This window comes from Aquincola tertiaricarbonis (genome assembly GCF_000969605.1).
Taxonomy (GTDB): Bacteria; Pseudomonadota; Gammaproteobacteria; order Burkholderiales; family Burkholderiaceae_C; genus Aquincola; species Aquincola tertiaricarbonis.
Genome location: NZ_JZUE01000003.1, coordinates 177,963 through 203,477, shown reverse-complemented (window position 1 = coordinate 203,477; position 25,515 = coordinate 177,963). Strand labels below are relative to the sequence as shown.

Here is a 25,515-nt window from a genome sequence, read left to right as displayed (position 1 = left end):
AAGTCCACCGGGCCCGGCGGTTGGCAGCCGCGCCGGCCGCCGGGTCAAGCCGTGTGCTTGGCGCTCAGCCTCGGCAAGCCGTCCTTCAGCACGCCGCCTACGGTGTAGAAAGAACCGAAGACCACGATTCTATCAGCCGGGTCCGCGGCGGCCACGGCGGCGGCCAATGCCGCGGCCGGGTCGGCATGGGTGTGGACCGTCACCGGCTGCTGGGTGGGCAGGGCCTGCACCGCGGCCGCCAGCTCGTCGGCGGTGGCGGCGCGGGCGGTGTCCAGGTTGCACAGGTGCCAGTGGTCCACCAGCGGCGACAGCTTGGCCAGCAGCGCCGGCAGGTCCTTGTCGCGCATGGCGCCGAACACGGCATGCGTGCGCGGGAAGAAGCCCATCTGGTCCAGGTTGAGCGCCAGCGCGGCCACCGATTGCGCGTTGTGCGCCACGTCCAGCACCAGCGTCGGCTGGCCCGGCACGATCTGGAAGCGGCCCGGCAGGTCGACCAGCGCCAGTCCCTGGCGCACTGCCTGCGCGGTGATCGGCAGCCGGTGGTACATGGCCTCGAACACCGCCAGCGCACCGGCTGCATTCAGCAACTGGTTGGCGCCGCGCAGCGCGGGATAGGCCAGCGCGCTGAAGCGCCGCTGGCGGCCGGCCCACTGCCACTGCTGGCGGTCGCCGCCGTGGCGGAAATCGCGACCGGCCAGCCACAGGTCGGCGCCGATCGCGTCGGCATGGTCGATCACGCTCTGCGGCGGCATCGGGTCGCTGACGATCGCCGGCTTGCCCGGCCGCATGATGTGCGCCTTCTCGCGACCGATGTCTTCGCGGGTAGGCCCCAGCCACTCGGTGTGGTCGAGGTCGATGCTGGTGAGCACCGCGCAGTCGGTGTCGATGATGTTGACCGCGTCCAGCCGGCCGCCCAGACCCACTTCCAGGATCACCACGTCCAGCGGCGCATGCATGAAGGTACGCAGGATCGCGAGCATCGTGAACTCGAAGTAGCTCAGCGTGGTGTCGCCGCGGGCGGCTTCCACCGCCTCGAAGTGCGGCAGCAGCGTGGCCTCGTCGGCCATGCGGCCGTTGATGCGGCAGCGCTCCTCGAAGTGCACCAGGTGCGGCTTGATGTACAGCCCCACGCGATAGCCGGCGGACTGGGCGATGGCTTCCAGCATCGCGCAGGTGGAGCCCTTGCCGTTGGTGCCGGCGACGGTGATCACGGGCACGTCGAAACGGATGCCCAGGAGCTGGGCGACCGCGCGCACGCGGTCCAGCGTCATGTCGATGTTCTTGGGGTGCAGTCGCTCGCAGTGGGCCAGCCAGTCGGCGAGCGAGCGGGGGGGCGTCGTCAGCATGGGCGCGCATGGTAGCGCGCTGGCCGGCGACGCCCGGCAGCAGGGTCAGGCGACCGCGTCTGCGCTCTGGCGCTGCAGCATGCTGAGCGCACTGGCGATGGTGGCGCGCAGCTGGCGGCGGTCGACGATCATGTCGATCGCGCCCTTCTGCACCAGGAACTCCGAGCGCTGGAAGCCTTCGGGCAGCTTCTCGCGCACGGTGTTCTCGATCACGCGCGGGCCGGCGAAGCCGATCAGCGCCTTCGGCTCGGCGATGACCACGTCGCCCACGAAGGCGAAGCTGGCCGACACGCCGCCCATCGTCGGGTCGGTCAGCACGCTGATGTAGGGCAGCTTCGCCTTGGCCAGGTGCGTGAGCGCGGCATTGGTCTTGGCCATCTGCATCAGGCTGAGCAGGCCTTCCTGCATGCGCGCGCCGCCGGTGGCGGTGAAGCAGACGAAGGGCACGCGCTGCTCGATCGCGGCTTCCACGCCACGCACGAAGCGCTCACCCACCACCGAGCCCATCGAGCCGCCCATGAAGTCGAACTCGAAGCAGGCGGCCACCAGCGGCACCGTGTGCACCGCGCCGCCCACCACCACCAGCGCATCGGTCTCGCCGGTGGTTTCCAGCGCGTCCTTCAGCCGCTCGGGGTACTTCTTGCTGTCCTTGAACTTCAGCGCGTCGACCGGCAGCACCTCGTGGCCGATCTCGAAGCGGCCTTCTGCGTCGAGAAAGGCATCCAGCCGTTGGCGGGCGCCGATGCGGTGGTGGTGGCTGCACTTGGGGCAGACGTTGACGTTCTGCTCCAGGTCGGTCTTGTACAGCACCGTCTCGCACGAAGGGCACTTGATCCACAGGCCTTCCGGCACCGTGCGGCGTTCGCTCGGGTCGGTCGGCTGGATCTTGGGCGGCAGCAGCTTTTCAAGCCAACTCATGTGAAAACTCCTTCATCTAGCGCGGCGCGGATCTCGGCGATGAACGCCGCCGCCGCCGGTGCGACCTGGTTGCGGGGCTGGGTTTGCAGGATCTGGACGAGTCGCGAGCCGATGACCACCGCATCCGACACCCGCGCCACCGCCTTGGCGGTGGCCGCGTCGCGGATGCCGAAGCCCACGCCCACCGGCACGTTCACATGGGCCTTGATGCGCGGCACCATGTCGGCCACGGCGGTGGTGTCGAGGTGGCCGGCGCCGGTCACGCCCTTGAGCGACACGTAGTACACGTAGCCGCTGGCGATGCGGCCCACGGCCTTCATGCGTGACTCGGTGGAGGTGGGAGCCAGCAGGAAGATCGGGTCGAGGTCGGCCTTGCGCAGCAGCGCGGCGAAGGCCTCGCACTCCTCGGGCGGGTAGTCGACGATCAGCACGCCGTCCACGCCGGCTTGGCCGGCATCGGCGACGAAGCGCTCGACGCCGTAGCGCTCCACCGGGTTGGCATAGCCCATCAGCACGACCGGTGTCTTGGCGTTGCCTTCACGGAAAGCGCGCACGGCGGCCAGCACTTGCGGCAGGCCGATGCCCTTGGCCAGCGCCCGCTCGGAGGCCTGCTGGATCACCGGGCCGTCGGCCATCGGGTCGGAGAACGGCACCCCCAGCTCGATCACGTCGGCGCCGGCGTCGGCCAGCGCCGCCATCAGCTCGGGCGTGACGTCGGCATACGGGTCGCCCGTGGTGACGTAGGGGATCAGCGCCTTGCGGCCCTGCGCCTTCAGCGCGGCGAAGGTGTCGGCAATGCGGCTCATGACAGCGAACCCTTCATCAGCGACACGCCGGCCAGCTCGGCCACGGTGTTGATGTCCTTGTCGCCGCGGCCGGAGAGGTTGACCAGCAGGCTCTGGTCCGGCCGCATCGTCGGCGCCATCTTGATGGCGTGGGCGATGGCGTGGCTGGATTCCAGCGCGGGAATGATGCCCTCGATGCGGCACAGCCGGTGGAAGGCAGCCAGCGCCTCGTCGTCGGTGATGCCGACGTACTCCGCGCGGTTGAGGTCCTTCAGGTAGGCATGCTCGGGGCCGACGCCAGGATAGTCGAGGCCGGCCGAGACCGAATGCGTCTCGATGATCTGGCCGTTGGCGTCCTGCAGCAGGTAGGTGCGGTTGCCGTGCAGCACGCCAGGCGTGCCCGCGGACAGGCTGGCCGCGTGCTTGCCGGTGTCCAGGCCGTGGCCCGCGGCTTCCACGCCGATCAGCCGCGTGCCCTCGTACGGGATGTACGGGTAGAAGATGCCCATCGCATTGCTGCCGCCGCCCACGCAGGCGATGACGGCATCGGGCTGGCGCTGAGGGCCCAGCATCTCGGGCATCTGCACCAGGCACTCGTCGCCGATCACGCGCTGGAAGTCGCGCACCATCATCGGGTAGGGGTGCGGGCCGGCCACGGTGCCGATGATGTAGAAGGTGTTCTCGACGTTGGTGACCCAGTCGCGCAGGGCCTCGTTCAGCGCGTCCTTCAGCGTCTTGCTGCCCGACTCCACCGGCACCACCTTGGCGCCCAGCAGGTGCATGCGGAAGACGTTGGGCGACTGGCGTTTGACGTCCTCGCTGCCCATGTACACCACGCATTCCATGCCGTAGCGGGCGCAGATGGTGGCGGTGGCCACGCCATGCTGGCCGGCGCCGGTCTCGGCGATCACGCGGGGCTTGCCCATGCGCCTGGCCAGCAGCGCCTGGCCGATGGTGTTGTTGACCTTGTGCGCGCCGGTATGGTTCAAGTCCTCGCGCTTCAGGTAGATCTGCGCGCCGCCCAGGTCGCGCGACAGCCGCGCGGCGTGGTAGATCGGGCTCGGGCGGCCGACGAAGTGCTTCAGCTCGTATTCGAATTCGCGGCGGAATTCGGGATCCTTGCTGTAGTGGGCGTAAGCCTCCTTCAGCTCGTCGAGCGCGTGGATCAGCGTCTCGGCGACGAAGGTGCCGCCGTAGGGTCCGAAGTGCCCTTGGGCATCGGGTTGTGCGTAGCTGCTGTTGGTCATGGCAATCAGGAATCAGGGTTGGCTGCTGCGGCGGCGTCGGCCTGCGCCAGTTGCGCATCGGCCTGCCTTACCGCATCGCAGAACCGGCGGATCAGCAAGGCATCCTTGATGCCCTTGCCGGCCTCGACGCCGGAACTCACATCAACGGCCCAGGGCCGGATGCGCAGCACCCCATCGATCACGTTTGCAGGACTCAACCCACCAGACAAAACGACCGGAGCGGGTACGTCGGCGGGAATGAGCGACCAATCGAAAACCTTTCCACCACCGCCATAACCGTCGACAAAAGCGTCGAGCAGGATGGCCTGTGCTGCCGGGAAGCGGGAGGCGAAGTCTAGCAAATCGAACCCCGGGCCGATCCGTGCGGCCTTGAGGAACGGCCGGGCGGGCGCGGCGCAGGCTTCGGGCGTCTCGTCGCCGTGGAACTGCAGCGTGGCGTTGGGCACCGCCTCCACCGCGCGCTGTACCTCGTCGGGCGTGGCATTGACGAACAGGCACACCGGCGTGATGAAGGGCGGCAGGCGCTGGGCCAGTTCCCGCGCGCGCTGCGGGGTGATGTAGCGCGGGCTGGGCTTGTACAGCACCAGGCCGATGGCGTCGGCGCCGGCTTCGACCGCGGCATCGACGTCCTCCTCGCGTGTCAGCCCGCAGATCTTGATGCGGGTGCGGCTCATTCAGGGCAGCCAGTCTTGCGCCGGCGTGTGGTCTGGGATCTCATGCCGTGCATCGTAGTACGGCCCCACGAAGTACAACCCATCCGCCGGAAAGGTCGGCGCGGCGGCCTGGCGGCTGCGGGCGGCCAGTACTTCGGCCATCCAGGCGGCCGGCTTGTGGCCCTGCCCCACCTGCACCAGGCAGCCCATGATGTTGCGCACCATGTGATAGACGAAGGCGCTGGCGTCGAAATCGAAGCGCCAGTAGGCGCCGCGGCGCTCGATGCCGATGGCGCGCATCGTCTTCACCGGCGACAGCGCCTGGCAGTCGGCCGCGCGGAAGCTGCTGAAGTCGTGCTCACCGACGAGGTGCGCCGCCGCCTCGCGCATCGCGTCGCCGTCCAGCGGGCGGAACACCCAGCCGCACTGGCCCGCCTCGATCGCCGGCCGCACGGGCGACTCCAGCAGCACGTAGCGGTAGCGGCGGCCGCGCGCGCTGGCGCGGGCATGGAAGTCGTCGGCCACCGGCCTGCACCACTGCACCGCCACGTCCAGCGGCAGGAAGCGGTTGGTGCCGCGCACCCAGGAGAACGGCTCGCGCTCCACCGGCGCGTCCAGGTGCACCACCTGGTTCAGGCCGTGCACGCCGGCGTCGGTGCGGCCGGCGCACAGCGTGTGGATGGGCTGCGCGGCGAAGCTGCTCAGCGCCTGCTCCAGGTGGTCCTGCACCGTGCGCCCATCGGGCTGGCTCTGCCAGCCGTGGTACGCGGTGCCGCGGTAGGCCACGCCGAGCGCGATGCGGCGCCCGGCGCCGCGCAGTTCACTCAAGGTTGTCGAGCAGGTTCTGCGCGCGGGCCTTCAGCGGGCCGCTGGCCTTGGCGACCACTTCTTCCAGCAGGTCGCGCGCGCCTTCCACGTCGCCGATCTGGCGGAACTCGTCGGCCAGCTCGAACTTGCGCTGCAGCGGGTCGTCGCCGCCGTCGCGCAGGTCGGCGGTGGCGGTGTCGGCCACGCCGGCGCCGCCGAAGTCCTCCAGGTCGCCGAGGTCGAACTCCAGGTCGGCCGGCGTGGTGCTGCGGCGGTCGACCGCGGGTGGCTCGGGTGGCAGATCGAGGTCGAGCGACAGCGAATCCAGGTCCAGGTCCATCGGCGCGGTGTTCACCGAGGCCGACGGATCGGCGTATTCGGAGCGCGGCGCCGTCGTCGGCAGGTCGAAGTCCAGGCTGTTGTCGTCGCGGCCGGCCGAAGGCACCAGGCCGATGGGGCGGGTGGCCTCCATCGACATCGGCGACAGGTCGCCCGGCTGCGTCGGCTGGTCGAGGTCGAGATCGAGTTCCAGCGAGGAAATCGGCGGCAGGTCGGCGTCCAGGCTGGGGCTGGTGGTGGCGAAGCCCATGGCCGGCAGCACCGACTGCGGCATGGTGCTGGCGCCCAGTGGCTCGTTCATCGTGCTGCTGCTGGCATTGGCCGGCGACGGCGAGCCGCCCGGCTGGTACAGCGGGTTCTCGGGGTCGATCTGCTGGCCGAGCTGCTGCGCCTTCTGCCAGTCCTCGCCCTCGCCGCGGGTCATCGAGTACAGCTGGGTGGCCAGCAGCTCGTAGCCCTTGGTGTCGCGCCGCTTGGCATACACCTCGAGCAGCTTGGTGCGCACGGCCAGGCGGCCGGGGTCGCTGCGCATCGCCTCCTTCAGGATTTCCTCGGCCTGCAGGTCTCGGCCGTAGGCCAGGTAGACATCGGCCTCGGCCACGGGGTCCACGTCGCCAATGGCGTCGAGCTGGCTCAGCGAATAGGTCATCGACGACGACGAGTTGCCGGTGGCCTCGCGGGTGTCGATGCGCTGGCCGCCGGTCGCGCCGAAGAAGGAATCGGGCTGAAGCCGGCTTTCCAGGAACGAGGTCTCGCCGCTGTCGGCCTGCTTCTTCTGCTTCCAGCGGTAGTAGCCCAGGCCGGCCAGCAGCAACACCAGCAGGCCGGCGCCAGGGAGCAGCAGCGGGTTGTCGGCCAGCAGGCCCGGCTCCTCGTCGGCAGCGGCCGGCGTGGTCGCCGGAGCGGCGGGTGCGGAGGCCGGCCGGGCAGGCGCGGAAGGCGCCACGGCCACCGGGGCGGCCGGCACCACCGGCGCGGAGGCCGACGGGAGGCCCGGCGCCACCGCCGGCGCCGGTGTGGATGCCGGTGCGGTTGCGGTTGGCGGCACCAGGGGCGCCGAGGCACCCGCGGGCGGCACAGGCGAGGGAACGGCCACGCCCGGCACGGCGCCAGGCGCGGCGGGACCCGAGGCCGGCGACGCGGCGCCGACGCCGGCGCCCGTACCAGTACCGGCTTGCAGCCGCTTGAGGTCTTCCACGTTGCGCGCCAGTTCGGCCACGCGGGCAGCCTCGTCGCGGCGCTGGGCTTCGCCGGAGGCGCGTGCCTCGGGCGCCGACGCCTGCACCGAGCCTTGCGACAGGCGCAGCCGGTCCGGCGTGGGGGCGGCGGCCTGCTTGCGGTCGTCCACCTGCGCCTGCACCTGGCCGCGCGCCTGGCGCGCCGGCTCGTCGGGACGCACGCTGGGCACCACGCCGGCCAGGCGCTGGCGGTAGGCGCTGAAATCGGCGCTCTGCGCCTGGATCACCTGGCGGGCTTCGCCGCCGCTGATCTGCCGCACCTGCTCGGGCGTGGGCACGGTGAGCACGGCCCCGGCACGCATGCGGTTCATGTTGTCGTCCATGAACGCCTGCGGATTGCTGCGGTACAGCGCCACCAGCATCTGGTCGAGCGACACGCCCGGGTGCTGGGTGTTGGTGGCGATGCGGTACAGGGTCTCGCCCTGCCGCACCGCGTATTGGTCGCCACCCGCTGCACCCGGGGCACGCGGCGCGGGACGCGGCGTACCGCCCCCGTTCGACGGGGCGGCGGGCGACGCCGGCACCGGCTGGGCGGCCGCGGGCGGCTGCACCGGCACCTGCGCCACCGGCGGCAGCGCTGGCGCGGGGGCCACCGGTGGCGCGGGCGGCTGGGGCGCGGGCCGCGGGCTGGCCGGGCGCTGCACCGGCGGAGGCAGCGGCGCGGCGGAGATGGACGGCGGCACCGGGGCGGCGGCCACCGCCGGCGGCGGCGGCACACGGCCCGGCGGGTCGAACAGCATCGTGTATTCGCGCACCAGGCGGCCGCTGGCCCACGAGATGTCGAGGATGACGTCGACGAAGGGCTCCTGCACCGCGCGGTCGCTGGTCAGGCGCACGTAGGGCCGGCCGTCGGGGCGGCGCAGCAACTGCACCGAGGTGCCGGGCAGCACCGGGTTGTAGTCCACGCCGGCGGCGCGGTAGGCCTCGGGCGAGGCCACCCGCAGACGCAGCGTGGAGGCTTCCTCGGGCGAGATGCTGGTGACGTCGATCTCCGCCCTCAGCGATTCACCCAGCGACGACTGCACCGCCACGCGGCCCAGGCCCAGGGCCCAGGCGGCCGGCGCGGTGGCGCACAGCAAGGCCGCCACAGCGACGGCCGACAAGGCGGGGCCGTGCGCGGCCAATGAGCGTTTCTTCAAGGTGTCTCCCGGCAGCACATCGCGGCCCGCCCGAGGGCAGGACCGGCGCCAACGTTGTCTTGTAGGGGCTGGCGCCGGGCCTTGCACGGCAGCCTGCAAACGGTCGAATTCACAATATCAGCAAGCATATAGCCTGACGAGCTCATGCAACTTCTGATGATCGTGCCGACCGGTTTGCGGCGTCAGGCGTCCAGCAGGATGCGCAGCATGCGGCGCAACGGCTCGGCCGCGCCCCACAGCAGCTGGTCGCCGATGGTGAAGGCGCCCACGTATTCCGGGCCCATCGCCATCTTGCGCAGTCGGCCGACCGGAATGGTCAGCGTGCCGGTGGTGGCCACCGGCGTCAGGTCGCGCAGCGTGGCTTCGCGGGTATTCGGAACAAGCTTGACCCATGGGTTGTCGTTGGCGATCAGGCCCTCAAGATCGGCCAGCGGCACGTCCTTCTTGAGCTTGAAAGTGAGCGCTTGGCTATGGCAGCGCATCGCGCCGATGCGCACGCAGAAGCCGTCGACCGGCACCGCGGGCGTGCCGAAGCCCTCGCCCTGGCCCATGATCTTGTTGGTCTCGGCCATGCCCTTCCACTCTTCCTTGGACATGCCGTTGCCCAGGTCCTTGTCGATCCAGGGGATCAAGGAGCCACCCAGCGGCACGCCGAAGTGCTGCGTCTCGTCGGCCGACAGGCTGCGCTGCTGGGCCACCAGCAGGCGGTCGATCTCGAGGATGGCGCTCTTCGGGTCGTCCAGCAGCGGGCGCACCGCGGCGTTCAGGGTGCCGAACTGGGTGAGCAGCTCGCGCATGTGCTGCGCGCCGCCGCCGGAGGCCGCCTGGTAGGTCTGGGTGCTCATCCACTCGACCAGGCCCGCCTTGTACAGCGCACCCACGCCCATGAGCATGCAGCTGACGGTGCAGTTGCCGCCGATCCAGTTGCGGCCGCCCTTGCTCAGCGCGTTCTTGATGACGGGCAGGTTCACCGGGTCCAGCACGATGACCGCGTCGTCCTTCATCCGCAGCGTGGAGGCGGCGTCGATCCAGTGGCCGTTCCAGCCGGCGGCGCGCAGCTTGGGGTACACCTCGGAGGTGTAGTCGCCGCCCTGGGCGGTGAGGATGATGTCGCAGCGCTTGAGCGCCTCGATGTCGAAGGCGTCGTGCAGCCTGGTTTCGTTCTTGGCCATCGCGGGGGCTGCGCCGCCCGCATTGCTGGTGCTGAAGAACACCGGCTCGATGTGATCGAAGTCGCCCTCGGCGACCATGCGGTCCATCAGCACGGAGCCGACCATGCCGCGCCATCCAACCAGACCTGTGAGTGCCATTTCAGTTCGCCCTTTCGTGTTGAGAAACCTGGTTCCCCGGCTCGCTTCGCCGGGGTCCAGGGTTGGGGCGAGACGAACCGGAGCTTGCTAGCTCTTGGTAATGCCCTTGGTGGTCTTGACGATCGCGTCGACCACGGCGTCGCCCATCTCGCGGGTGCCCACCTTGTGCGTGCCCTCGCTCCAGATGTCCGGCGTGCGCAACCCTGCCGACAGCACGGCGCTGACGGCCGACTCGATGCGGTCGGCAGCCTGGGGCTGGTTGAGGGAGAAGCGGAGCATCATGGCAGCAGACAAGATTGTAGCCAGCGGGTTGGCGATGCCCTTGCCGGCGATGTCCGGCGCGCTGCCATGGCTGGGCTCGTACAGCCCCTTGTTGTTTTTGTCCAACGAAGCCGAGGGCAGCATGCCGATGGAGCCGGTCAGCATCGCCGCCGCGTCCGACAGGATGTCGCCGAACATGTTGCCGGTGACGATGACGTCGAACTTCTTCGGCGCCTTCACCAACTGCATGGCGGCGTTGTCCACGTACATGTGGTCGAGCTGCACGTCCGGGTACTGCGCATGCACCTCGGTGACCACGTCCTTCCAGAACTGGAAGGTCTCCAGCACGTTGGCCTTGTCCACGCTGGTGACGCGCCCGCCGCGCTTGCGCGCCGCCTGGAAGGCCACGTGCGCGATGCGCTCGATCTCCGGCCGGCTGTAGCGCATGGTGTCGAACGCTTCCTCGGTGCCGGGGAAGTGCCCGTCCACCGCGGTGCGGCGGCCGCGCGGCTGGCCGAAGTAGATGTCGCCGGTCAGCTCGCGGATGATGAGGATGTCCAGCCCCGCCACCAGTTCGGGCTTCAGGCTGGAGGCATGGGTCAGCTGCTCGTAGCAGATCGCCGGGCGGAAGTTGGCGAACAGGCCCAGGTGCTTGCGCAGCCCCAGGATGGCCTGCTCGGGCCGCAGCGGGCGGTCCAGCTTGTCGTACTTCCAGTCGCCGACGGCGCCGAACAGCACCGCATCGGCGGCCTTGGCCAGGTCGAGCGTGGCCTCGGGCAGCGGATGGCCGCTGGCCTCGTAGGCGGCGCCGCCCACCGGGGCGCTTTCCAGCTCGAAGCTCAGGTCGAGCACCTTCAACACCTTGACCGCCTCGTCGACGATCTCCGGGCCGATGCCGTCACCCGGCAGCACTGCAATCTTCATGTGTCTTGTCCTCTTGGCGTGATTACAGCGTGCGGCCCAGCCAGGGCTTCTGCAGCAGGCGCTCGGCCTCGAAGGCGCGGATCTTGTCGGCATGGCGCAGCGTCAGGCCGATGTCGTCGAAGCCGTTGACCAGGCAGTACTTGCGGAAGGGTTCGATGTCGAAGGCCAGCTCCGTGCCGTCCGGCTTGATGACGACCTGCCGCTGCAGGTCGATGGTGAGCCGGTAGCCGACGAAGGCCGCCACCTCGTCGAACAGCTGCGCCACCTGCGACTCGGGCAGGCGGATCGGCAGCAGGCCGTTCTTGAAGCAGTTGTTGAAGAAGATGTCGGCGAAGCTCGGCGCGATGAGGGCGCGGAAGCCGTACTGGTCCAGCGCCCAGGGCGCGTGCTCGCGGCTGGAGCCGCAGCCGAAGTTCTGCCGCGCCAGCAGCACCGAGGCGCCCTGGTAGCGCGGCTGGTTGAGCACGAAGTCCGGGTTCGGCTTGCGGCTGGCCGGGTCCTGCCCCGGCTCGCCATGGTCGAGGTAGCGCCATTCGTCGAACAGGTTCGGGCCGAAGCCCGAGCGCTTGATCGACTTTAGGAACTGCTTGGGGATGATCGCGTCGGTGTCGACGTTCTCGCGGTCCATGGGGGCGACGAGGCCCTGGTGCACGGTGAAGGCTTGCATGGCTTATTTCTTTCGAGCGGCGTCTTCGATGGTCTGGCCGGCCTTGGACACGTCCTTGCCGATGCCCTGGATGGTGTTGCAGCCGGCCAGCAGGCCGAGCATCAGCAACCCCAGGGCGAGCTTGTTGCGCATGGTGCGGCCCTCCGTCAGGCGATGCGGCGCACGTCGACGAAGTGGCCCTCCAGCGCGGCCGCGGCGGCCATCGCCGGGCTCACGAGGTGGGTGCGGCCGCCGGCGCCCTGGCGGCCTTCGAAGTTGCGGTTGCTGGTGGAGGCGCAGCGCTCGCCCGGCTCCAGCCGGTCGGCGTTCATCGCCAGGCACATGCTGCAGCCCGGCTCGCGCCACTCGAATCCGGCGGCCTTGAAGATCTGGTCCAGGCCTTCCTTCTCGGCCTGCGCCTTCACGAGGCCGGAGCCCGGCACCACCATCGCCAGCTTGACGTTAGAGGCCACGCGGCCGCCCAGGCGGCGCACGACGGCGGCGGCTTCGCGCATGTCCTCGATGCGCGAGTTGGTGCAGGAGCCGATGAACACCTTGTCGATGCGGATGTCGCTGATGGCCTGGTTGGGCTGCAGCGCCATGTACTGCAGCGCACGCTCCATCGCGCCGCGCTTGTTGGCGTCCTTCTCGCGGTCGGGGTCGGGCACGCGGTCTTCGATGGACAGCACCATCTCGGGCGAGGTGCCCCAGGTGACCTGCGGGCGGATGCTGCTCGCGTCCAGCTCGACCACGGCGTCCCAGTGCGCGTCGGCATCGGAGTGCAGCGTGCGCCAGTAGGCCACCGCCTGGTCCCACTCCACCCCGGGCTTGGGCGCCAGCGGCCGGTTCTTCACGTAGTTGATCGTGGTCTCGTCCACCGCCACCAGGCCGGCGCGGGCGCCGCCTTCGATGGCCATGTTGCACACCGTCATGCGGCCTTCCATGCTCAGCGCGCGGATGGCCGAGCCGGCGAACTCGATGGTGTAGCCGGTGCCGCCGGCGGTGCCGATCTTGCCAATGATGGCCAGCACGATGTCCTTGGCGCCGCAGCCGGCAGGCAGCTTGCCTTCCACCTTGATCAGCATGTTCCTGGCCTTCTTGGCCAGCAGCGTCTGCGTGGCCAGCACATGCTCCACCTCGCTGGTGCCGATGCCGTGCGCCAGCGCGCCGAAGGCGCCGTGGGTGGAGGTGTGCGAGTCGCCGCACACCACCGTCATGCCGGGCAGCGTGGCGCCCTGCTCCGGGCCGATGACGTGCACGATGCCCTGGCGCAGGTCGTTCATCTTGAATTGCGTGATGCCGAAGCGGTCGCAGTTCTTGTCCAGCGTGTCGACCTGCAGCTTCGACACCGGGTCGGTGATGCCGCCCGAGCGGTCGGTGGTGGGCACGTTGTGGTCGCTCACGGCCAGGTTGGCCGAAATGCGCCAGGTCTTGCGCGAGGCGATGTCCAGCCCTTCGAAGGCCTGCGGGCTGGTCACCTCGTGCAGCAGATGGCGGTCGATGTAGAGCACCGCGGTGCCGTCTTCCTCGGAGTGGACGACGTGCTCGTCCCAGATCTTGTCGTAAAGCGTGCGGCCGGTCATGGTGGCTACTCCAGGTCAGGGTTCGAAGGAGACGACGGGCCGGGCGCGGCGGCCGCGCCCAGGGCGTCGATGAAGCGCTGCACCGCGGTGGGCAGCACGGGTTGGGTTCGCACGGCCAGGCGGTACTGCCGCCGGGCCCAGGGTTCGGTGAAGCCGAGCACCTTCACGTCGAACACGCGCTGCAGCCGGTCGGCCACGCCCGCGGGCAGCAGCGCCACGCCCAGGCCGGCCTCCACCAGCTGCGCCACGGCGTCGAAGCCACGCACCTGCACGCGCACGTTCAGCACGCGGCCCGAGCGCTGCGCATGTTCCAGCATCGTCTGGTGCAACGAGCTGCCGATGGGCAGGCCGACGATCTCGTGATCGAGCAGCGCATCGAAGTCCACCGACTTGCGCCGCGCCAGCGCATGGCCGCGCGGCACCACGGCACGCAGCAGCGCCTCGCGGTACGCGTGCGTGCTCAGGCCTTCTTCCAGGTGCTGCGGCGGCACGTACACGCCCACGTCCGCGCGGCCGTCGGCCACCGCGGCCAGCACCTGCGCGCTGCCCAGGTCTTCCAGGCTGATGCGGATGCCCGGGTGCGCCTGCGAAAACGCCGCCAGGTCGGCCGGCAACGATTCGGCGATGGCGCCGGCGTTGGCCGCAATGCGAAGGTGGCCGCGGATGCCGCGGGAGAACTCCATCACCTCGCTCTCCAGCGCGTTGAGCGAGGCATTCAGGCTGCGGATGTGGCGCACCAGCGCATGGCCGGCTTCGGTCAGTTCCACGCCACGCGCGCGACGGTCGAAAAGCTTCACGCCCAGCCGCGTCTCCACATCCGACAGCCGCCGGCTGGCGGCCGCCAGCGCCAGGTGCTCCCGCTGGGCACCGGCGGTGATGCTGCGGGTTTCGGCGATGGCCAGCACGAGGTTCAGCGTGGTGAGGTCGAAGCGCATGGGCGGCGGCGGCGCGGCGGGCGTGCGGCGCGCCTATTCGGGCGCGATGCCCGCGCTGTTCACGGCCTTGGCCCACTTCACCGTTTCCTTCGCGGCGAACAGGCCCAGCTCGGCCGGCGTGCTGGGCGTGAGGGTGAAGCCCGAAACGGCCATCTTCTGCTGCACCGCCGGGTCGGTCAGCGCGGCGCGCACCAGCTGGTTCATCCTGCGCAGCACCGGCTCGGGCGTCCCAGCCGGGGCATACATGGCGAACCAGGCCGTCATCTCGAAGGCCGGCACCACGGTCGACATCGGCGGCACGCCGGGCAGCATCGAATGCTCCGACGCCGAGGTGACGGCCAGCGCGCGCAGCTTGCCGGCCTTGATCTGCGGCACCGCGGTGGCCAGGTCGGCGAACACCAGCTGGATCTGCCCGCCAATCGCATCGGTGACCGCCGGCTGCACGCCCTTGTAGGGCACATGCACCATCTGCAGCTTGTTGGCCGCCACCAGCGCATGGCCCGGGATCAGGCTGCCGCTGGAGCCGGAACCCCACGCCAGCTTCTCGGGCTGGGACCGCGCATGGGCCACGAACTTCTGCGCACTGTCCGCCGGCACCTGGGGGTTCACCAGCATCACGAACGGAATCTCGCCCAGGCGCGAGACCGGCGTGAAGTCCTTGATCGGGTCATACGGCAACTTGCGGTACAGCGAGGCATTGGCCGCATGCGTGGTGCTGGTGGCGATCAGGAAGCTGTAGCCGTCGGCCGGCGCCTTGGCCGCCGCGGCGGTGCCGATGCCGCCGTTCGCGCCCGGGCGGTTCTCGACGATCACCGCCTGGCCGACCGCGCGGCCGACATGCTCGCCGAGCACCCGGGCCAGCTGGTCGGTGGCGCTGCCGGCGGGGAACGGCACCATGAAGGTGACCGGCCGCTGCGGATAGGCGGCCGCGGACTGGGCCAGCGCAGCGGGGGCGGCGGCCACCAGCAGGCCGGCAGCAGCGGCCGCCAGGCACAGGCTGCGGCGCAGCGGGGATGCATTCATCTCGTGTCTCCTTCTGGGCTCACGCGGCGGCCGCGCGGCAGGTTCAAAAGCATAGCCCCCGGCGGAAGGGCCGGAGTGCGGCATTGGTGTATCGAGCCTTCGCGTGCTGCGAAAGCTCCCATCGACGTCCCAATGCAAAACGCCCCGGGGGACCGGGGCGTTCTCAGGGGGCGAAAGCCCGATCAGCGTTGCTCGATCGGCTTCACGTCGCGGGCGGTGGCGCCCGAGAACAGCTGGCGCGGACGGCCGATCTTGTACTCCGGGTCGCCGATCATCTCGTTGAGCTGGGCGATCCAGCCGACCGTGCGGGCCAGCGCAAAGATCGCGGTGAACAGGCTCACCGGGATGCCGATGGCGCGCTGCACGATGCCCGAGTAGAAGTCGACGTTCGGGTACAGCTTGCGCGACACGAAGTAGTCGTCTTCCAGGGCGATCTTCTCCAGCGACATCGCCAGCTTGAACATCGGGTCGTCATGCAGGCCCAGCGCGTCCAGCACCTCGTGGCAGGTCTCGCGCATCAGCTTGGCGCGCGGGTCGTAGTTCTTGTACACGCGGTGGCCGAAGCCCATCAGCTTGACGCTGCTGTTCTTGTCCTTCACCTGCTTGATGAACTCGCCAATCTTCTCGGCGCCGCCCTGGCGCTGGATGTCTTCCAGCATGTTGAGCGCCGCCTCGTTGGCGCCGCCGTGCGCCGGGCCCCACAGGCAGGCCACGCCGGCTGCGATCGCCGCGAACGGGTTGGTGCCCGACGAGCCGCACAGCCGCACCGTGGAGGTGGAGGCGTTCTGCTCATGGTCGGCATGCAGGATGAAGATGCGGTCCATCGCGCGCACCAGCACGTCGTTGGGTACGTATTCCTCGCACGGCGTGGCGAACATCATCCGCATGAAGTTGGCCGTGTAGGACAGCTCGTTCTTCGGATAGATGTAGGGCTGGCCAATGCCGTACTTGTAGGCCATGGCCACCAGCGTGGGCATCTTGGCGATCAGGCGGATGGCCGAGATCTCGCGGTGCTGCGGGTTCGTTATGTCGGTGCTGTCGTGATAGAAAGCCGACAGGCCACCCACCAGGCCGGTCATCACCGCCATCGGGTGCGCATCACGACGGAAGCCACGCAGGAAGAACTGCATCTGCTCGTTGACCATCGTGTGGTTGGTCACCAGCTTGACGAAGTCTTCCTTCTGCTGCACGCCGGGCAGTTCGCCGTTCAGCAGCAGGTAGCAGGTCTCGAGGAAGTCGCACTTGGTGGCCAGCTGCTCGATGGGGTAGCCGCGGTACAGCAGCTCGCCCTTGTCGCCGTCGATGTAGGTGATCGTGGAGTTGCACGAGGCGGTCGACAGGAAGCCGGGGTCGTAGGTGAACTTGCCGGTCTGCGCGTACAGCTTGCGGATGTCGATGACGTCCGGGCCCACCGTGCCCTTGTAGATCGGCAGGTCCATGCTGGGGCTGCCGTCAGTGAACGACAGGGTGGCTTTCACGTCGGAGGGGGTCATCTCACTTCCCTTTCTGGAGGATGGTTCCGGGGGTTCTCATCATCGCGAGCAGTTCGTGGACCTCTGGCCGGTCCATCTCTTCACTCGGTTCAGTGCGCATCAACAGCAGATCCAGCAGATCGTTGTCCGCCAGATCCATCAATGCCAGCAAGGCCTGGGCCTGCGATTCGGTCAGGTGGCTCTCATGCCGCTGGAAGAAGCGCTCGATGAACAGGTCGTTCTCGAGCAGCCCCCGTCGGCAACGCCATTTGAGGCGGTTGATTGCATTAGCGTCGAGCACAGTGTCCATCGTCACCCTTGCATCGTCCTGACCTGCGTGCATCCCCGCACTCAAACCGCGCGGCGAACCATCAGTTCCTTGATCTTGCCGATCGCCTTCGTCGGGTTCAGGCCCTTGGGGCAGACGTCGACGCAGTTCATGATCGTGTGGCAGCGGAACAGGCGGTACGGATCCTCGAGGTTGTCCAGCCGCTCCGCCGTGCCGTGGTCGCGGCTGTCGGCGATGAAGCGGTAGGCCTGCAGCAGGCCGGCCGGGCCCACGAACTTGTCGGGGTTCCACCAGAAGCTGGGGCAGCTGGTGGAGCAGCTGGCGCACAGGATGCACTCGTACAGGCCGTTCAGCTCGTCACGCTCCTCCGGCGACTGCAGACGCTCCTTGTCGGGCGGCGGCTCGTCGTTCATCAGGTACGGCGTGATCGAGTTGTACTGCTTGAAGAACTGCGTCATGTCCACGATCAGGTCGCGGATGACCGGCAGGCCGGGCAGCGGCTTCAGCACGATCGGGTCCTTCAACGCGCGCATGTTGGTCAGGCACGCCAGGCCGTTCTTGCCGTTGATGTTCATCGCGTCCGAGCCGCACACGCCTTCGCGGCAGGAGCGGCGGAACGAGATGGTGGGATCCACCGCCTTGAGCTTGTTCAGGGCGTCGAGCAGCATGCGCTCGTGGCCGTCGAGTTCGATCTCGACGACCTGCATATAGGGCTTGGCATCCTTGTCCGGGTCGTAGCGGTAGATGTGGAACGTGCGCTTCGTCATGGCTGGGTAATCCTTGCAGACCGGGTTCAGAACGTACGGACCTTGGGCGGCACCGATTCGACGGTCAGCGGCTTCAGGTTGACGGGCTTGTACTCGAGCCGGTTGTCTTCGCTGAAGAACAGCGTGTGCTTCATCCACTCGGCGTCATTGCGGCCGAGCGGGAACTGCGGGTCGTCCGCGGGACGCTCATAGTCCTCGACGGTGTGCGCGCCACGGCATTCGGTGCGTGCCGCGGCCGAGATCATCGTCGCCTTCGCGGCTTCGATGAGGTTCTCCACCTCCAAGGCCTCGACGCGGGCAGTGTTGAAGACCTTGGACTTGTCCTTCAGCGTGATGCCCGGCACCCGCGCGGCCACTTCCTGGATCTTGCGCACGCCCTCGTTCATCGACGCCTGGGTGCGGAACACCGCGGCATGCTGCTGCATCACCGAGCGGATGTCGTTGGCCACGTCCTGCGCGTATTCGCCGCTGGTGCTGTTGTCCAGGCGGGCGACACGTTCCAGCGTGCGGTCCACCGCGTCGGCCGGCAGCGGCTTGTGGTTCTTGTTCTTGTTGTTGAACTCGACGATGTGGTTGCCGGCCGCGCGGCCGAACACCACCAGGTCGAGCAGCGAATTGGTGCCCAGCCGGTTGGCGCCGTGCACCGACACGCAGGAGCACTCGCCCACGGCATACAGGCCGTTGACGATCGCGTTGGGGATCTGCCCGTTGGGCGTGACCACCTGGCCGTGGATGTTCGTCGGGATGCCGCCCATCTGGTAATGGATGGTGGGCACCACCGGGATCGGCTCCTTGGTGATGTCGACGTTGGCGAAGTTGTGGCCGATCTCGAACACGCTGGGCAGGCGCTTCATGATGGTGTCGGCGCCCAGGTGGGTCATGTCCAGCACCACGTAGTCCTTGTTCGGACCACAGCCACGGCCTTGCTTGATCTCCTGGTCCATGCAGCGCGAGACGAAGTCGCGCGGCGCCAGGTCCTTCAGCGTGGGCGCATAGCGCTCCATGAAGCGCTCGCCATCGCTGTTGCGCAGGATGGCGCCTTCGCCGCGGCAGCCTTCGGTCAGCAGCACGCCTGCGCCGGCCACGCCGGTGGGGTGGAACTGCCAGAACTCCATGTCCTGCAGCGGGATGCCGGCACGCGCGGCCATGCCCAGGCCGTCGCCGGTGTTGATGAAGGCGTTGGTGCTGGCCGCGAAGATGCGGCCGGCGCCACCGGTGGCCAGCAGCGTGGTCTTGGCTTCCAGGATGTGGATGTCGCCGGTTTCCATCTCCAGCGCGGTCACGCCCACCACGTCGCCTTCGGCGTCGCGGATCAGGTCGAGCGCCATCCACTCGACGAAGAAGTTGGTGCGCGCCTTGACGTTCTGCTGGTAGAGCGTGTGCAGCATCGCGTGGCCGGTGCGGTCGGCCGCGGCGCAGGCACGCTGCACCGGCTTTTCACCGTAGTTGGCGGTGTGGCCGCCGAACGGACGCTGGTAGATGGTGCCGTCGGGGTTGCGGTCGAACGGCATGCCGAAGTGCTCGAGCTCGTAGACCACCTTCGGTGCCTCGCGGCACATGAATTCGATGGCGTCCTGGTCGCCCAGCCAGTCGCTGCCCTTGATGGTGTCGTAGAAGTGGTAGTGCCAGTTGTCCTCGCTCATGTTGCCGAGCGAGGCACCGATGCCGCCCTGCGCCGCCACGGTGTGCGAACGGGTGGGAAACACCTTGCTGAGCACCGCCACGTTGAGGCCGGCGCGTGCCAGCTGCAGCGAGGCGCGCATGCCGGAACCGCCGGCACCGACGATGACGACGTCGAACTTGCGGCGTGCGATGGAAGAAGCAGTAACGGCCATTTTCAGAGTCTCCAGAGCACTTGCACCGCCCAGCCGGCACAGCCGACGAGCCACGCGATCGTCGCCACCTGCAGCCCCAGGCGCAGGCCGACCGGCTTGACGTAGTCCATCCACACGTCGCGGATGCCGACCCACACGTGGTAGAGCAGCGAGACGATGACGACGAAGGTGAGCGCCTTCATCCACTGCTGGGCGAAGATGCCCGACCAGCGGTCGTAGCCCAGCTCGCCGGGCATCAGCACCTGCACCAGCAGGATGACGGTGAACAGGCCCATCAGGACCGCGGTGACGCGCTGGCTGAGCCAGTCGCGGAGGCCGTAGTGCGCGCCTACGACGATGCGCTTGGAACCGTAGTTGGTGGACATCTTGAGCGTGGGTTCTTCTTGTGGATTCGGATTCAGTACAGGCCGAACAGCTTGGCGCCGAGCAGCACCGTCAGCACGCTGCTGGAAGCCAGCGTGAACACGGCGGAGTGGTGGCCGGCACCCTTGGTGACGCTGTGGGTGGCGTCCATCCACAGGTGGCGCACGCCGGCGATGAAGTGCAGCAGGTAGGCCCAGATCAGGGCCAGCGCCACCAGCTTGAGGAACCAGCCGGGCACGAAGCCGATGCCGGCCGAGAAGGCGCTGGCGAAGCCGTCATACGAGATCTCGGACGTCACGCTGGCATCGAACATCCAGATCACGAAGGGCAGCAGCAGGAACATCACCACGCCGCTGATGCGGTGCAGGATCGACACGATGCCCGCGGGCGGCAGGCGGTACTTGACGATCTGCGTGACGTGGATGTTCCGGTAGACGGGACGGGTTTTGAGGGTGTCTGCCATATGCATCCTTGGACCGGCTGGGAAGGGGAGTTTGTAATCGCAGTGAAACCGCACGAGTTTATTGCAACGCAGCACACGGGGCCTGTGGTTCGCCACACGCCCGACTGCTCAACTGAGTTCGTTGCGATAGAAGTGGGCGCTGGTGTCGTAGAGGCCGCGGCGCCATTCCACGGGTTTGCCGCCGTAGGTGTAGGACAGCCGCTCCACCGACAGCAGCGGCGTGCCCTCGGCCACCTCGAGCAACTGCGCCGAGGCGCCGCTGGCCGCCACCGCGCGGATCTTTTCCTCGGCGCGGATCATGCGCACGCCGAATTCGCTTTCGAAAAGGCGGTACAGCGGCGCGCGCAGCTCCGACAGCCGCTCGGCCGTCAGGCCCTTGAACTGCGCGCCGACCAGCCAAATGTCGTCCAGCACCACTGGCCGCTCGCGGAAGTACAGCAGCCGGCGCACCTGCACCACGGCCTCGCCGCTCTTGAGCTCCAGCGCCTTGGCCACGTCGGCCGGCGCGCGCAGGCGGCGGCAGTCCAGGAAGCGGCGCGGCATGTTGCCGGCGTCGCCCTCGTCGGGAATCAGCCGCAGAAAGCGGAACTGCACCTTCTCCTCGGCGTGGGTGGCCACGAAGGTGCCCTTGCCCTGGCGGCGCACCAGCAGGTTCTCGGTGGCCAGCTCGTCGATGGCCTTGCGCACCGTGCCCTGGCTCACCTTGTAGCGGGCGGCCAGCTCGGTCTCGCTGGGGATGGGTTCGCCCGGCTTCCACTCGCCGCCCTGCAGGCTGCGGGTGATCAGCGACTTGATCTGCTGGTACAGCGGGCTGAACGACGGTGCCACGGCGGTGGATGCGCCGGCCGGCTCGGGCGATGGCAACGCGGAAATCATGCCGCCATTGCATCACAAAAGCGATGTCTTACATAAGACATAAGATCTGCGACCGGTTCGTCAATCGCCCTGACGGGGGCTAAACTGGCGGGCTAGTCGGACCTCCGCGCCCCCTTCCTCCTCATCCTCATCCCCATCAGGAGTTCTTCATGAGCAAGTCGCCCGTTCGCGTCGCCGTCACCGGTGCCGCCGGCCAAATCGGTTATGCACTGCTGTTCCGCATCGCCTCGGGCGAAATGCTCGGCAAGGACCAGCCGGTCATCCTGCAGTTGCTGGAGATCCCTGACGAGAAGGCCCAGAACGCGCTGAAGGGCGTGATCATGGAACTGGACGACTGCGCCTTCCCGCTCGTGGCCGGCATCGTCGCCACCGGCGACCCGGAAGTGGCCTTCAAGGACGCCGACTACGCCCTGCTGGTGGGCGCCCGCCCGCGCGGCCCCGGCATGGAGCGCAAGGACCTGCTGTCGGCCAACGCGCAGATCTTCACTGCGCAGGGCAAGGCGCTGAACAAGGTGGCCTCGCGCAACGTCAAGGTGCTGGTGGTGGGCAACCCGGCCAACACCAACGCCTACATCGCGATGAAGTCGGCGCCCGACCTGCCGGCCAAGAACTTCACCGCCATGCTGCGCCTGGACCACAACCGCGCCGCCTCGCAGATCGCCGCCAAGACCGGCAAGCCGGTGGACGCCATCGAGAAGCTGGCCGTGTGGGGCAACCACTCGCCCACCATGTACGCCGACTACCGCTTCGCCACCATCGGCGGCGAGTCGGTCAAGCAGCTGATCAACGACGACGTGTGGAACAAGGACGTGTTCCTGCCCACGGTGGGCAAGCGCGGCGCGGCCATCATCGCCGCGCGCGGCCTGTCGTCGGCCGCCTCCGCCGCCAACGCCGCCATCGACCACATGCGCGACTGGGCCCTGGGCACCAACGGCAAGTGGGTGACGATGGGCGTGCCCAGCAACGGTGAATACGGCATCCCGAAGGACGTGATCTTCGGCTACCCCGTCACCACCGAGAACGGCGAGTACAAGATCGTCGAAGGCCTGGACATCGACGCCTTCTCGCAGGAGCGCATCGACTTCACGCTCAAGGAGCTGATGGAAGAGCAGGACGGCGTCAAGCACCTGCTGTAAAGCGCCCCTGAAAGGCCGGCCGATGTGCCGGCCTTGTTGTTTGGAGACTCCCTTCCATGACTGACAAGGTTCATCCGCGCGAGGCGCTGTTCGAAGCCGGCGAGGCGGTGGACGCGCTGCCGGTGTGCGACCACTACTCCGGCGTCGAGGAGCGCATGCGCAAGAGCCTCGAGCTGCAGGGCCGCATGGGCCCGGTGTTCGACGTCACGCTCGATTGCGAGGACGGCGCGCCGGTGGGCGGCGAGCGCGAGCATGCGGCGCTGATCGGCGAGATGGCCGATTCACCCGCCAACCGCTTCGACCGCGTCGGCGCGCGGCTGGTCACGGTGGACCACGCGGCCTTCGGCGACGTCACCGACACCATCGTGCGCCGCGCCGGTGCCCGGCTGGCCTACCTCATGCTGCCCAAGGTGCGCGGCCTGGCCGAGTTGCAGCGCGGCATCGACGCCATCGACGCCGCCTGCGACGCCGCCGGCCTGCAGCGGCGCATCCCGGTGCATGCACTGGTGGAAACCCACGGCGCGCTGCGCGAGGTGTTCGAGCTGGCGGCGCATCCGCGCATCCAGTCGCTGTCGTTCGGGCTGATGGACTTCGTCTCAGCCCATCGCGGCGCCATCCCGGCCAGCGGCATGAGCGTCAAGGGCCAGTTCGAGCATCCGCTGGTGGTGCGCGCCAAGCTGGAGATCGCCGCAGCCTGCCACGCGCACGGCAAGACGCCTTCGCACTGCGTGGTGACCGAGTTCAAGCACCCGGCCGCGCTGCAGGAAGCGGCCACCAAGGCCTGCCGGCAGTTTGGCTACACCCGCATGTGGAGCATCCACCCGGCGCAGATCGAGCCCATCGTCGACGCCTTCACGCCCAGCACCGCCGAAGTGGACTTGGCCATCGACATCATCCTGGCGGCGCAGGCCGCCGACTGGGCGCCCATCCGCCACAACGACACCCTCCACGACCGCGCCAGCTTCCGCTATTTCTGGCACGTGCTGGAGCGTGCGCACCGCACCTCGTATGCCGGCGACCCGCAGCTGCCGGCCGAGATCCGCGCCGCCTTCTTCGACTGAAGCCCGCCCACCCGCGCATGGCCGACGACCGCCTGCTGGTGCTGAAGACCTGGCCTGCGCCGCTGGAGCTGCGCACTGCGCGCACGCTGCTGCGGCAGTGGAAGGACAGCGACCTGCCTGCCTGGTGCGCCCTGAATGCCGACGCCCGCGTGCGCCGCTACTTCCCATCCACGCTCACCTTCGAGCAGGCGACCCAGGAAGCGCAGCGCATCCGCGGCGCCATCGCCCAGCGCGGCTGGGGCATGTGGGCGCTGGAGCTGCCCGGCAGCCTGCCGTTCGCGGGCACGGTGGGCCTGCACGTCACGACCATCGACGCGCCGTTCGTGCCGACGGTGGAACTGGGCTGGCGGCTCGCGCCCGAGGCCTGGGGCCGTGGCCTGGCCACGGAAGCCGCGCGGGCGGCCGTGCGCTTTGCCTTCGAGCACCTGGGCCTGGACGAGGTGACGGCCTACACCGCCGCGGACAACCTGCCCTCCCAGGCTGTGATGCAGCGACTGGGCATGCACCACACCACCGCCGACGACTTCGACCATCCGCTGGTCGAGGCCGGCCACCCCTTGCGGCCGCACCGGCTCTTCCGGCTGCGCTGCGCAACATGACTTCACGCTGCCCCGTGCAGCCGGCGCGACAATGAAGCACGTCGTGCTGTATTCCCCCGGAGATCCTTGATGACCTTTCGTTTTTCCCAGCTGGCCGCCCCGCTGATCTGCGCCGCGCTGGTGGCCCCCGCCTTCGCCCAGACGCCCGCCAAGCCGGCCAAGCCCACCGCCGCCAAGCCGGCCGCCAAGCCCGCTGCCAAGCGCCCGGTGGCCAAGAAGGCGGTGCCGCCGCCTGCGCCGGTGGAAGCCCCGCTGCCCGAGCCGTCGGCCGAGCAGATCGCCGCCGCCGAGCAGACCTACTTCGGCACCTATGCCTGCGAGTTCGACCAGACGCTGTCGATCGCGATGAACCCGAAGACCGCCGGCTACGTGGACGTCGACTTCAAGAAGCAGGTCTACGTGATGAAGCCCGTGCTCTCCAGCACCGGCGCGCTGCGCCTGGAAGACGTCAAGGGCCGTGCGCTGATGATCCAGATCGCCAACAAATCGATGCTGATGGACGTCAAGGCCGGCCAGCGCATGGTCGATGAATGCCTGCACGAGCGACAGCGCGACGCCCGCCTGGCGATGCAGGCCAACCCGCCTGCCTCCAGCCTGGGCATCGACCCGGCCAAGGCCGCCGCGGTGGCGGCGCAAACGGCCGCCAGCGCGGCCGAAGCCGCTGCGGCCGCGGCCTCCGCAGCAGACACGGCCGCACGTGCCGCGAGCGCTGCGGCCAACGCGGCCTCGGCCGCCTCACCGCGCTGAGCGGCCACCGTGCGCTGTCAGAGCGCGCGTAACCGTACGCTTCCGTCGGAATGGTTCGGTATGTAGAATTCATGCATACCGAACCTTTCACACACAGCCGCCATGGAAGCCACCGTCGCCGAACGCGGACAGATCACCCTCCCCAAGGCGGTGCGTGATGCACTCGGCCTGGTCAAGGGCAGCGTGCTCAAGGTCGAACTCGACGGCGGGCGCATCGTGCTGCGCAAGGACGTGAGCGAGGCGCTGCGCAAGGTGCGCGGCAAGTTCAAGCTGGTGGACGGCCTGGCCTCCACCGACGACGCATTGCGCGCCATCCGCGGCCGCGCGCCGGGCGATCCGGCCGACCAATGATCGCCATCGACTCCTCGGTGCTGATCGACGTGCTGATCGGCGACGAACGTTATGCCGATGCGTCCGAGGCCTGCGTAGCCGAGGCGCTGGCCGCCGACGACGTGGTGGTCTCCGACGCCGTGGTGGCCGAGGTGCAGGCCATGCTCGACACCTCAGTCAGCCTGATGGACACGCTGGCCACGCTGGGCATACGCCACCTGCCCGGCACTGAGCAGGCCGCCATGCGCGCCGGCCACATGAACCGCCGCTTCCGCGCCCGCGGCGGCAAGCGAGAGCGCGTCGTAGCCGACTTCCTCATCGGGGCCCATGCCTTGCTTCAATGCAATGGCCTGATCACCCGCGACGACGGCTTCTTCCGCGAGTATTTCAAGGGTCTCAAGCTCATCGTGCCCAAGGCCTGAG

At 68.7% G+C, this 25,515-nt stretch carries 27 protein-coding genes; 6 read left to right on the top strand and 21 right to left on the bottom strand.

Annotated features, from left to right (window positions below; genetic code table 11):
* Positions 1 to 44 precede the first annotated feature (44 nt).
* From folC to VO99_RS04970, 21 genes are all read right to left on the bottom strand, one after another.
* Positions 45 to 1,343 (bottom strand): bifunctional tetrahydrofolate synthase/dihydrofolate synthase, encoded by a 1,299-nt coding sequence (gene folC, locus VO99_RS05065; RefSeq protein WP_157039456.1) that lies wholly within the window; start codon positions 1,341 to 1,343, stop codon positions 45 to 47.
* A gap of 48 nt (positions 1,344 to 1,391) precedes the next feature.
* On the bottom strand, positions 1,392 to 2,264 hold the full coding sequence (gene accD, locus VO99_RS05060; RefSeq protein WP_046111719.1) for an acetyl-CoA carboxylase, carboxyltransferase subunit beta: 873 nt from the start codon (positions 2,262 to 2,264) through the stop codon (positions 1,392 to 1,394).
* Positions 2,261 to 3,070 carry a tryptophan synthase subunit alpha gene (gene trpA, locus VO99_RS05055; RefSeq protein ID WP_046111718.1) on the bottom strand — a complete coding sequence of 270 codons (810 nt, stop codon included), beginning with the start codon at positions 3,068 to 3,070 and terminating at the stop codon, positions 2,261 to 2,263. Before trpA ends, accD begins: the two co-directional genes overlap by 4 nt.
* Entirely contained in the window at positions 3,067 to 4,296 is a 1,230-nt protein-coding gene (trpB, locus tag VO99_RS05050; RefSeq protein ID WP_046111717.1) for a tryptophan synthase subunit beta, read from the bottom strand. Before trpB ends, trpA begins: the two co-directional genes overlap by 4 nt.
* A gap of 5 nt (positions 4,297 to 4,301) precedes the next feature.
* The gene (locus VO99_RS05045; RefSeq protein WP_046111716.1) at positions 4,302 to 4,970 is read right to left on the bottom strand and encodes a phosphoribosylanthranilate isomerase; all 669 of its coding nucleotides are present in this window, start codon (positions 4,968 to 4,970) and stop codon (positions 4,302 to 4,304) included.
* Positions 4,971 to 5,777, bottom strand: coding sequence for a tRNA pseudouridine(38-40) synthase TruA (gene truA / locus VO99_RS05040; protein WP_232315266.1), 807 nt, complete (start codon positions 5,775 to 5,777; stop codon positions 4,971 to 4,973).
* A complete protein-coding gene (locus VO99_RS05035; RefSeq protein ID WP_083440363.1) occupies positions 5,770 to 8,472 on the bottom strand; it encodes a motility hub landmark protein FimV in 2,703 nt (900 codons plus the stop codon). The genes truA and VO99_RS05035 overlap by 8 nt, the downstream gene beginning before the upstream one ends.
* Positions 8,473 to 8,654: 182 nt before the next feature.
* Complete coding sequence (gene asd, locus VO99_RS05030; protein ID WP_046111714.1) at positions 8,655 to 9,782, bottom strand: aspartate-semialdehyde dehydrogenase; 1,128 nt, start codon at positions 9,780 to 9,782, stop codon at positions 8,655 to 8,657.
* 87 nt (positions 9,783 to 9,869) lie between these two features.
* Positions 9,870 to 10,967 (bottom strand): 3-isopropylmalate dehydrogenase, encoded by a 1,098-nt coding sequence (leuB, locus tag VO99_RS05025; protein ID WP_046111713.1) that lies wholly within the window; start codon positions 10,965 to 10,967, stop codon positions 9,870 to 9,872.
* 22 nt (positions 10,968 to 10,989) lie between these two features.
* Positions 10,990 to 11,634, bottom strand: coding sequence for a 3-isopropylmalate dehydratase small subunit (gene leuD, locus VO99_RS05020; protein WP_046111712.1), 645 nt, complete (start codon positions 11,632 to 11,634; stop codon positions 10,990 to 10,992).
* 3 nt (positions 11,635 to 11,637) lie between these two features.
* The gene (locus tag VO99_RS29365; protein WP_083440362.1) at positions 11,638 to 11,766 is read right to left on the bottom strand and encodes an entericidin A/B family lipoprotein; all 129 of its coding nucleotides are present in this window, start codon (positions 11,764 to 11,766) and stop codon (positions 11,638 to 11,640) included.
* Positions 11,767 to 11,780: 14 nt separating this feature from the next.
* Positions 11,781 to 13,196, bottom strand: a complete 1,416-nt coding sequence (gene leuC, locus VO99_RS05015) for a 3-isopropylmalate dehydratase large subunit (protein WP_046111711.1) — start codon at positions 13,194 to 13,196, stop codon at positions 11,781 to 11,783.
* Between the two features lie 5 nt (positions 13,197 to 13,201).
* Positions 13,202 to 14,131, bottom strand: a complete 930-nt coding sequence (locus VO99_RS05010; RefSeq protein ID WP_046111710.1) for a LysR substrate-binding domain-containing protein — start codon at positions 14,129 to 14,131, stop codon at positions 13,202 to 13,204.
* A gap of 33 nt (positions 14,132 to 14,164) precedes the next feature.
* Positions 14,165 to 15,154, bottom strand: a complete 990-nt coding sequence (locus VO99_RS05005) for a Bug family tripartite tricarboxylate transporter substrate binding protein (protein ID WP_046111709.1) — start codon at positions 15,152 to 15,154, stop codon at positions 14,165 to 14,167.
* A 182-nt stretch (positions 15,155 to 15,336) separates the two neighbouring features.
* Positions 15,337 to 16,647, bottom strand: coding sequence for a citrate synthase (gene gltA / locus VO99_RS05000; RefSeq protein ID WP_046111708.1), 1,311 nt, complete (start codon positions 16,645 to 16,647; stop codon positions 15,337 to 15,339).
* A 1-nt stretch (position 16,648) separates the two neighbouring features.
* Positions 16,649 to 16,936, bottom strand: coding sequence for an FAD assembly factor SdhE (locus VO99_RS04995; RefSeq protein WP_046111864.1), 288 nt, complete (start codon positions 16,934 to 16,936; stop codon positions 16,649 to 16,651).
* A gap of 41 nt (positions 16,937 to 16,977) precedes the next feature.
* Positions 16,978 to 17,682, bottom strand: coding sequence for a succinate dehydrogenase iron-sulfur subunit (locus VO99_RS04990; protein ID WP_046111707.1), 705 nt, complete (start codon positions 17,680 to 17,682; stop codon positions 16,978 to 16,980).
* 26 nt (positions 17,683 to 17,708) lie between these two features.
* Positions 17,709 to 19,517 carry a succinate dehydrogenase flavoprotein subunit gene (gene sdhA / locus VO99_RS04985; RefSeq protein ID WP_046111706.1) on the bottom strand — a complete coding sequence of 603 codons (1,809 nt, stop codon included), beginning with the start codon at positions 19,515 to 19,517 and terminating at the stop codon, positions 17,709 to 17,711.
* A gap of 2 nt (positions 19,518 to 19,519) precedes the next feature.
* Entirely contained in the window at positions 19,520 to 19,882 is a 363-nt protein-coding gene (sdhD, locus tag VO99_RS04980) for a succinate dehydrogenase, hydrophobic membrane anchor protein (RefSeq protein WP_046111705.1), read from the bottom strand.
* 32 nt (positions 19,883 to 19,914) lie between these two features.
* The gene (gene sdhC / locus VO99_RS04975; RefSeq protein WP_046111704.1) at positions 19,915 to 20,343 is read right to left on the bottom strand and encodes a succinate dehydrogenase, cytochrome b556 subunit; all 429 of its coding nucleotides are present in this window, start codon (positions 20,341 to 20,343) and stop codon (positions 19,915 to 19,917) included.
* Positions 20,344 to 20,451: 108 nt separating this feature from the next.
* Positions 20,452 to 21,219, bottom strand: coding sequence for a GntR family transcriptional regulator (locus tag VO99_RS04970; RefSeq protein ID WP_046111703.1), 768 nt, complete (start codon positions 21,217 to 21,219; stop codon positions 20,452 to 20,454).
* Between the two features lie 149 nt (positions 21,220 to 21,368).
* On the opposite strand from VO99_RS04970, the gene VO99_RS04965 reads away from it, so the two are divergent.
* The 6 genes from VO99_RS04965 to VO99_RS04940 all read left to right on the top strand — a co-directional run bounded on the left by VO99_RS04965 (position 21,369) and on the right by VO99_RS04940 (position 25,514).
* Positions 21,369 to 22,355: a malate dehydrogenase gene (locus VO99_RS04965; RefSeq protein WP_046111702.1), complete on the top strand. Its 987-nt coding sequence runs from the start codon at positions 21,369 to 21,371 to the stop codon at positions 22,353 to 22,355.
* Positions 22,356 to 22,411: 56 nt separating this feature from the next.
* On the top strand, positions 22,412 to 23,416 hold the full coding sequence (locus VO99_RS04960; protein WP_046111701.1) for an HpcH/HpaI aldolase/citrate lyase family protein: 1,005 nt from the start codon (positions 22,412 to 22,414) through the stop codon (positions 23,414 to 23,416).
* A 17-nt stretch (positions 23,417 to 23,433) separates the two neighbouring features.
* Entirely contained in the window at positions 23,434 to 24,015 is a 582-nt protein-coding gene (locus VO99_RS04955) for a GNAT family N-acetyltransferase (RefSeq protein WP_046111700.1), read from the top strand.
* Between the two features lie 69 nt (positions 24,016 to 24,084).
* Positions 24,085 to 24,762: a hypothetical protein gene (locus VO99_RS04950; protein ID WP_046111699.1), complete on the top strand. Its 678-nt coding sequence runs from the start codon at positions 24,085 to 24,087 to the stop codon at positions 24,760 to 24,762.
* A 102-nt stretch (positions 24,763 to 24,864) separates the two neighbouring features.
* Positions 24,865 to 25,113, top strand: a complete 249-nt coding sequence (locus VO99_RS04945; protein ID WP_046111698.1) for an AbrB/MazE/SpoVT family DNA-binding domain-containing protein — start codon at positions 24,865 to 24,867, stop codon at positions 25,111 to 25,113.
* Positions 25,110 to 25,514: a type II toxin-antitoxin system VapC family toxin gene (locus VO99_RS04940; RefSeq protein ID WP_046111697.1), complete on the top strand. Its 405-nt coding sequence runs from the start codon at positions 25,110 to 25,112 to the stop codon at positions 25,512 to 25,514. The genes VO99_RS04945 and VO99_RS04940 overlap by 4 nt, the downstream gene beginning before the upstream one ends.
* The last annotated feature ends 1 nt before the right edge of the window (position 25,515 follow it).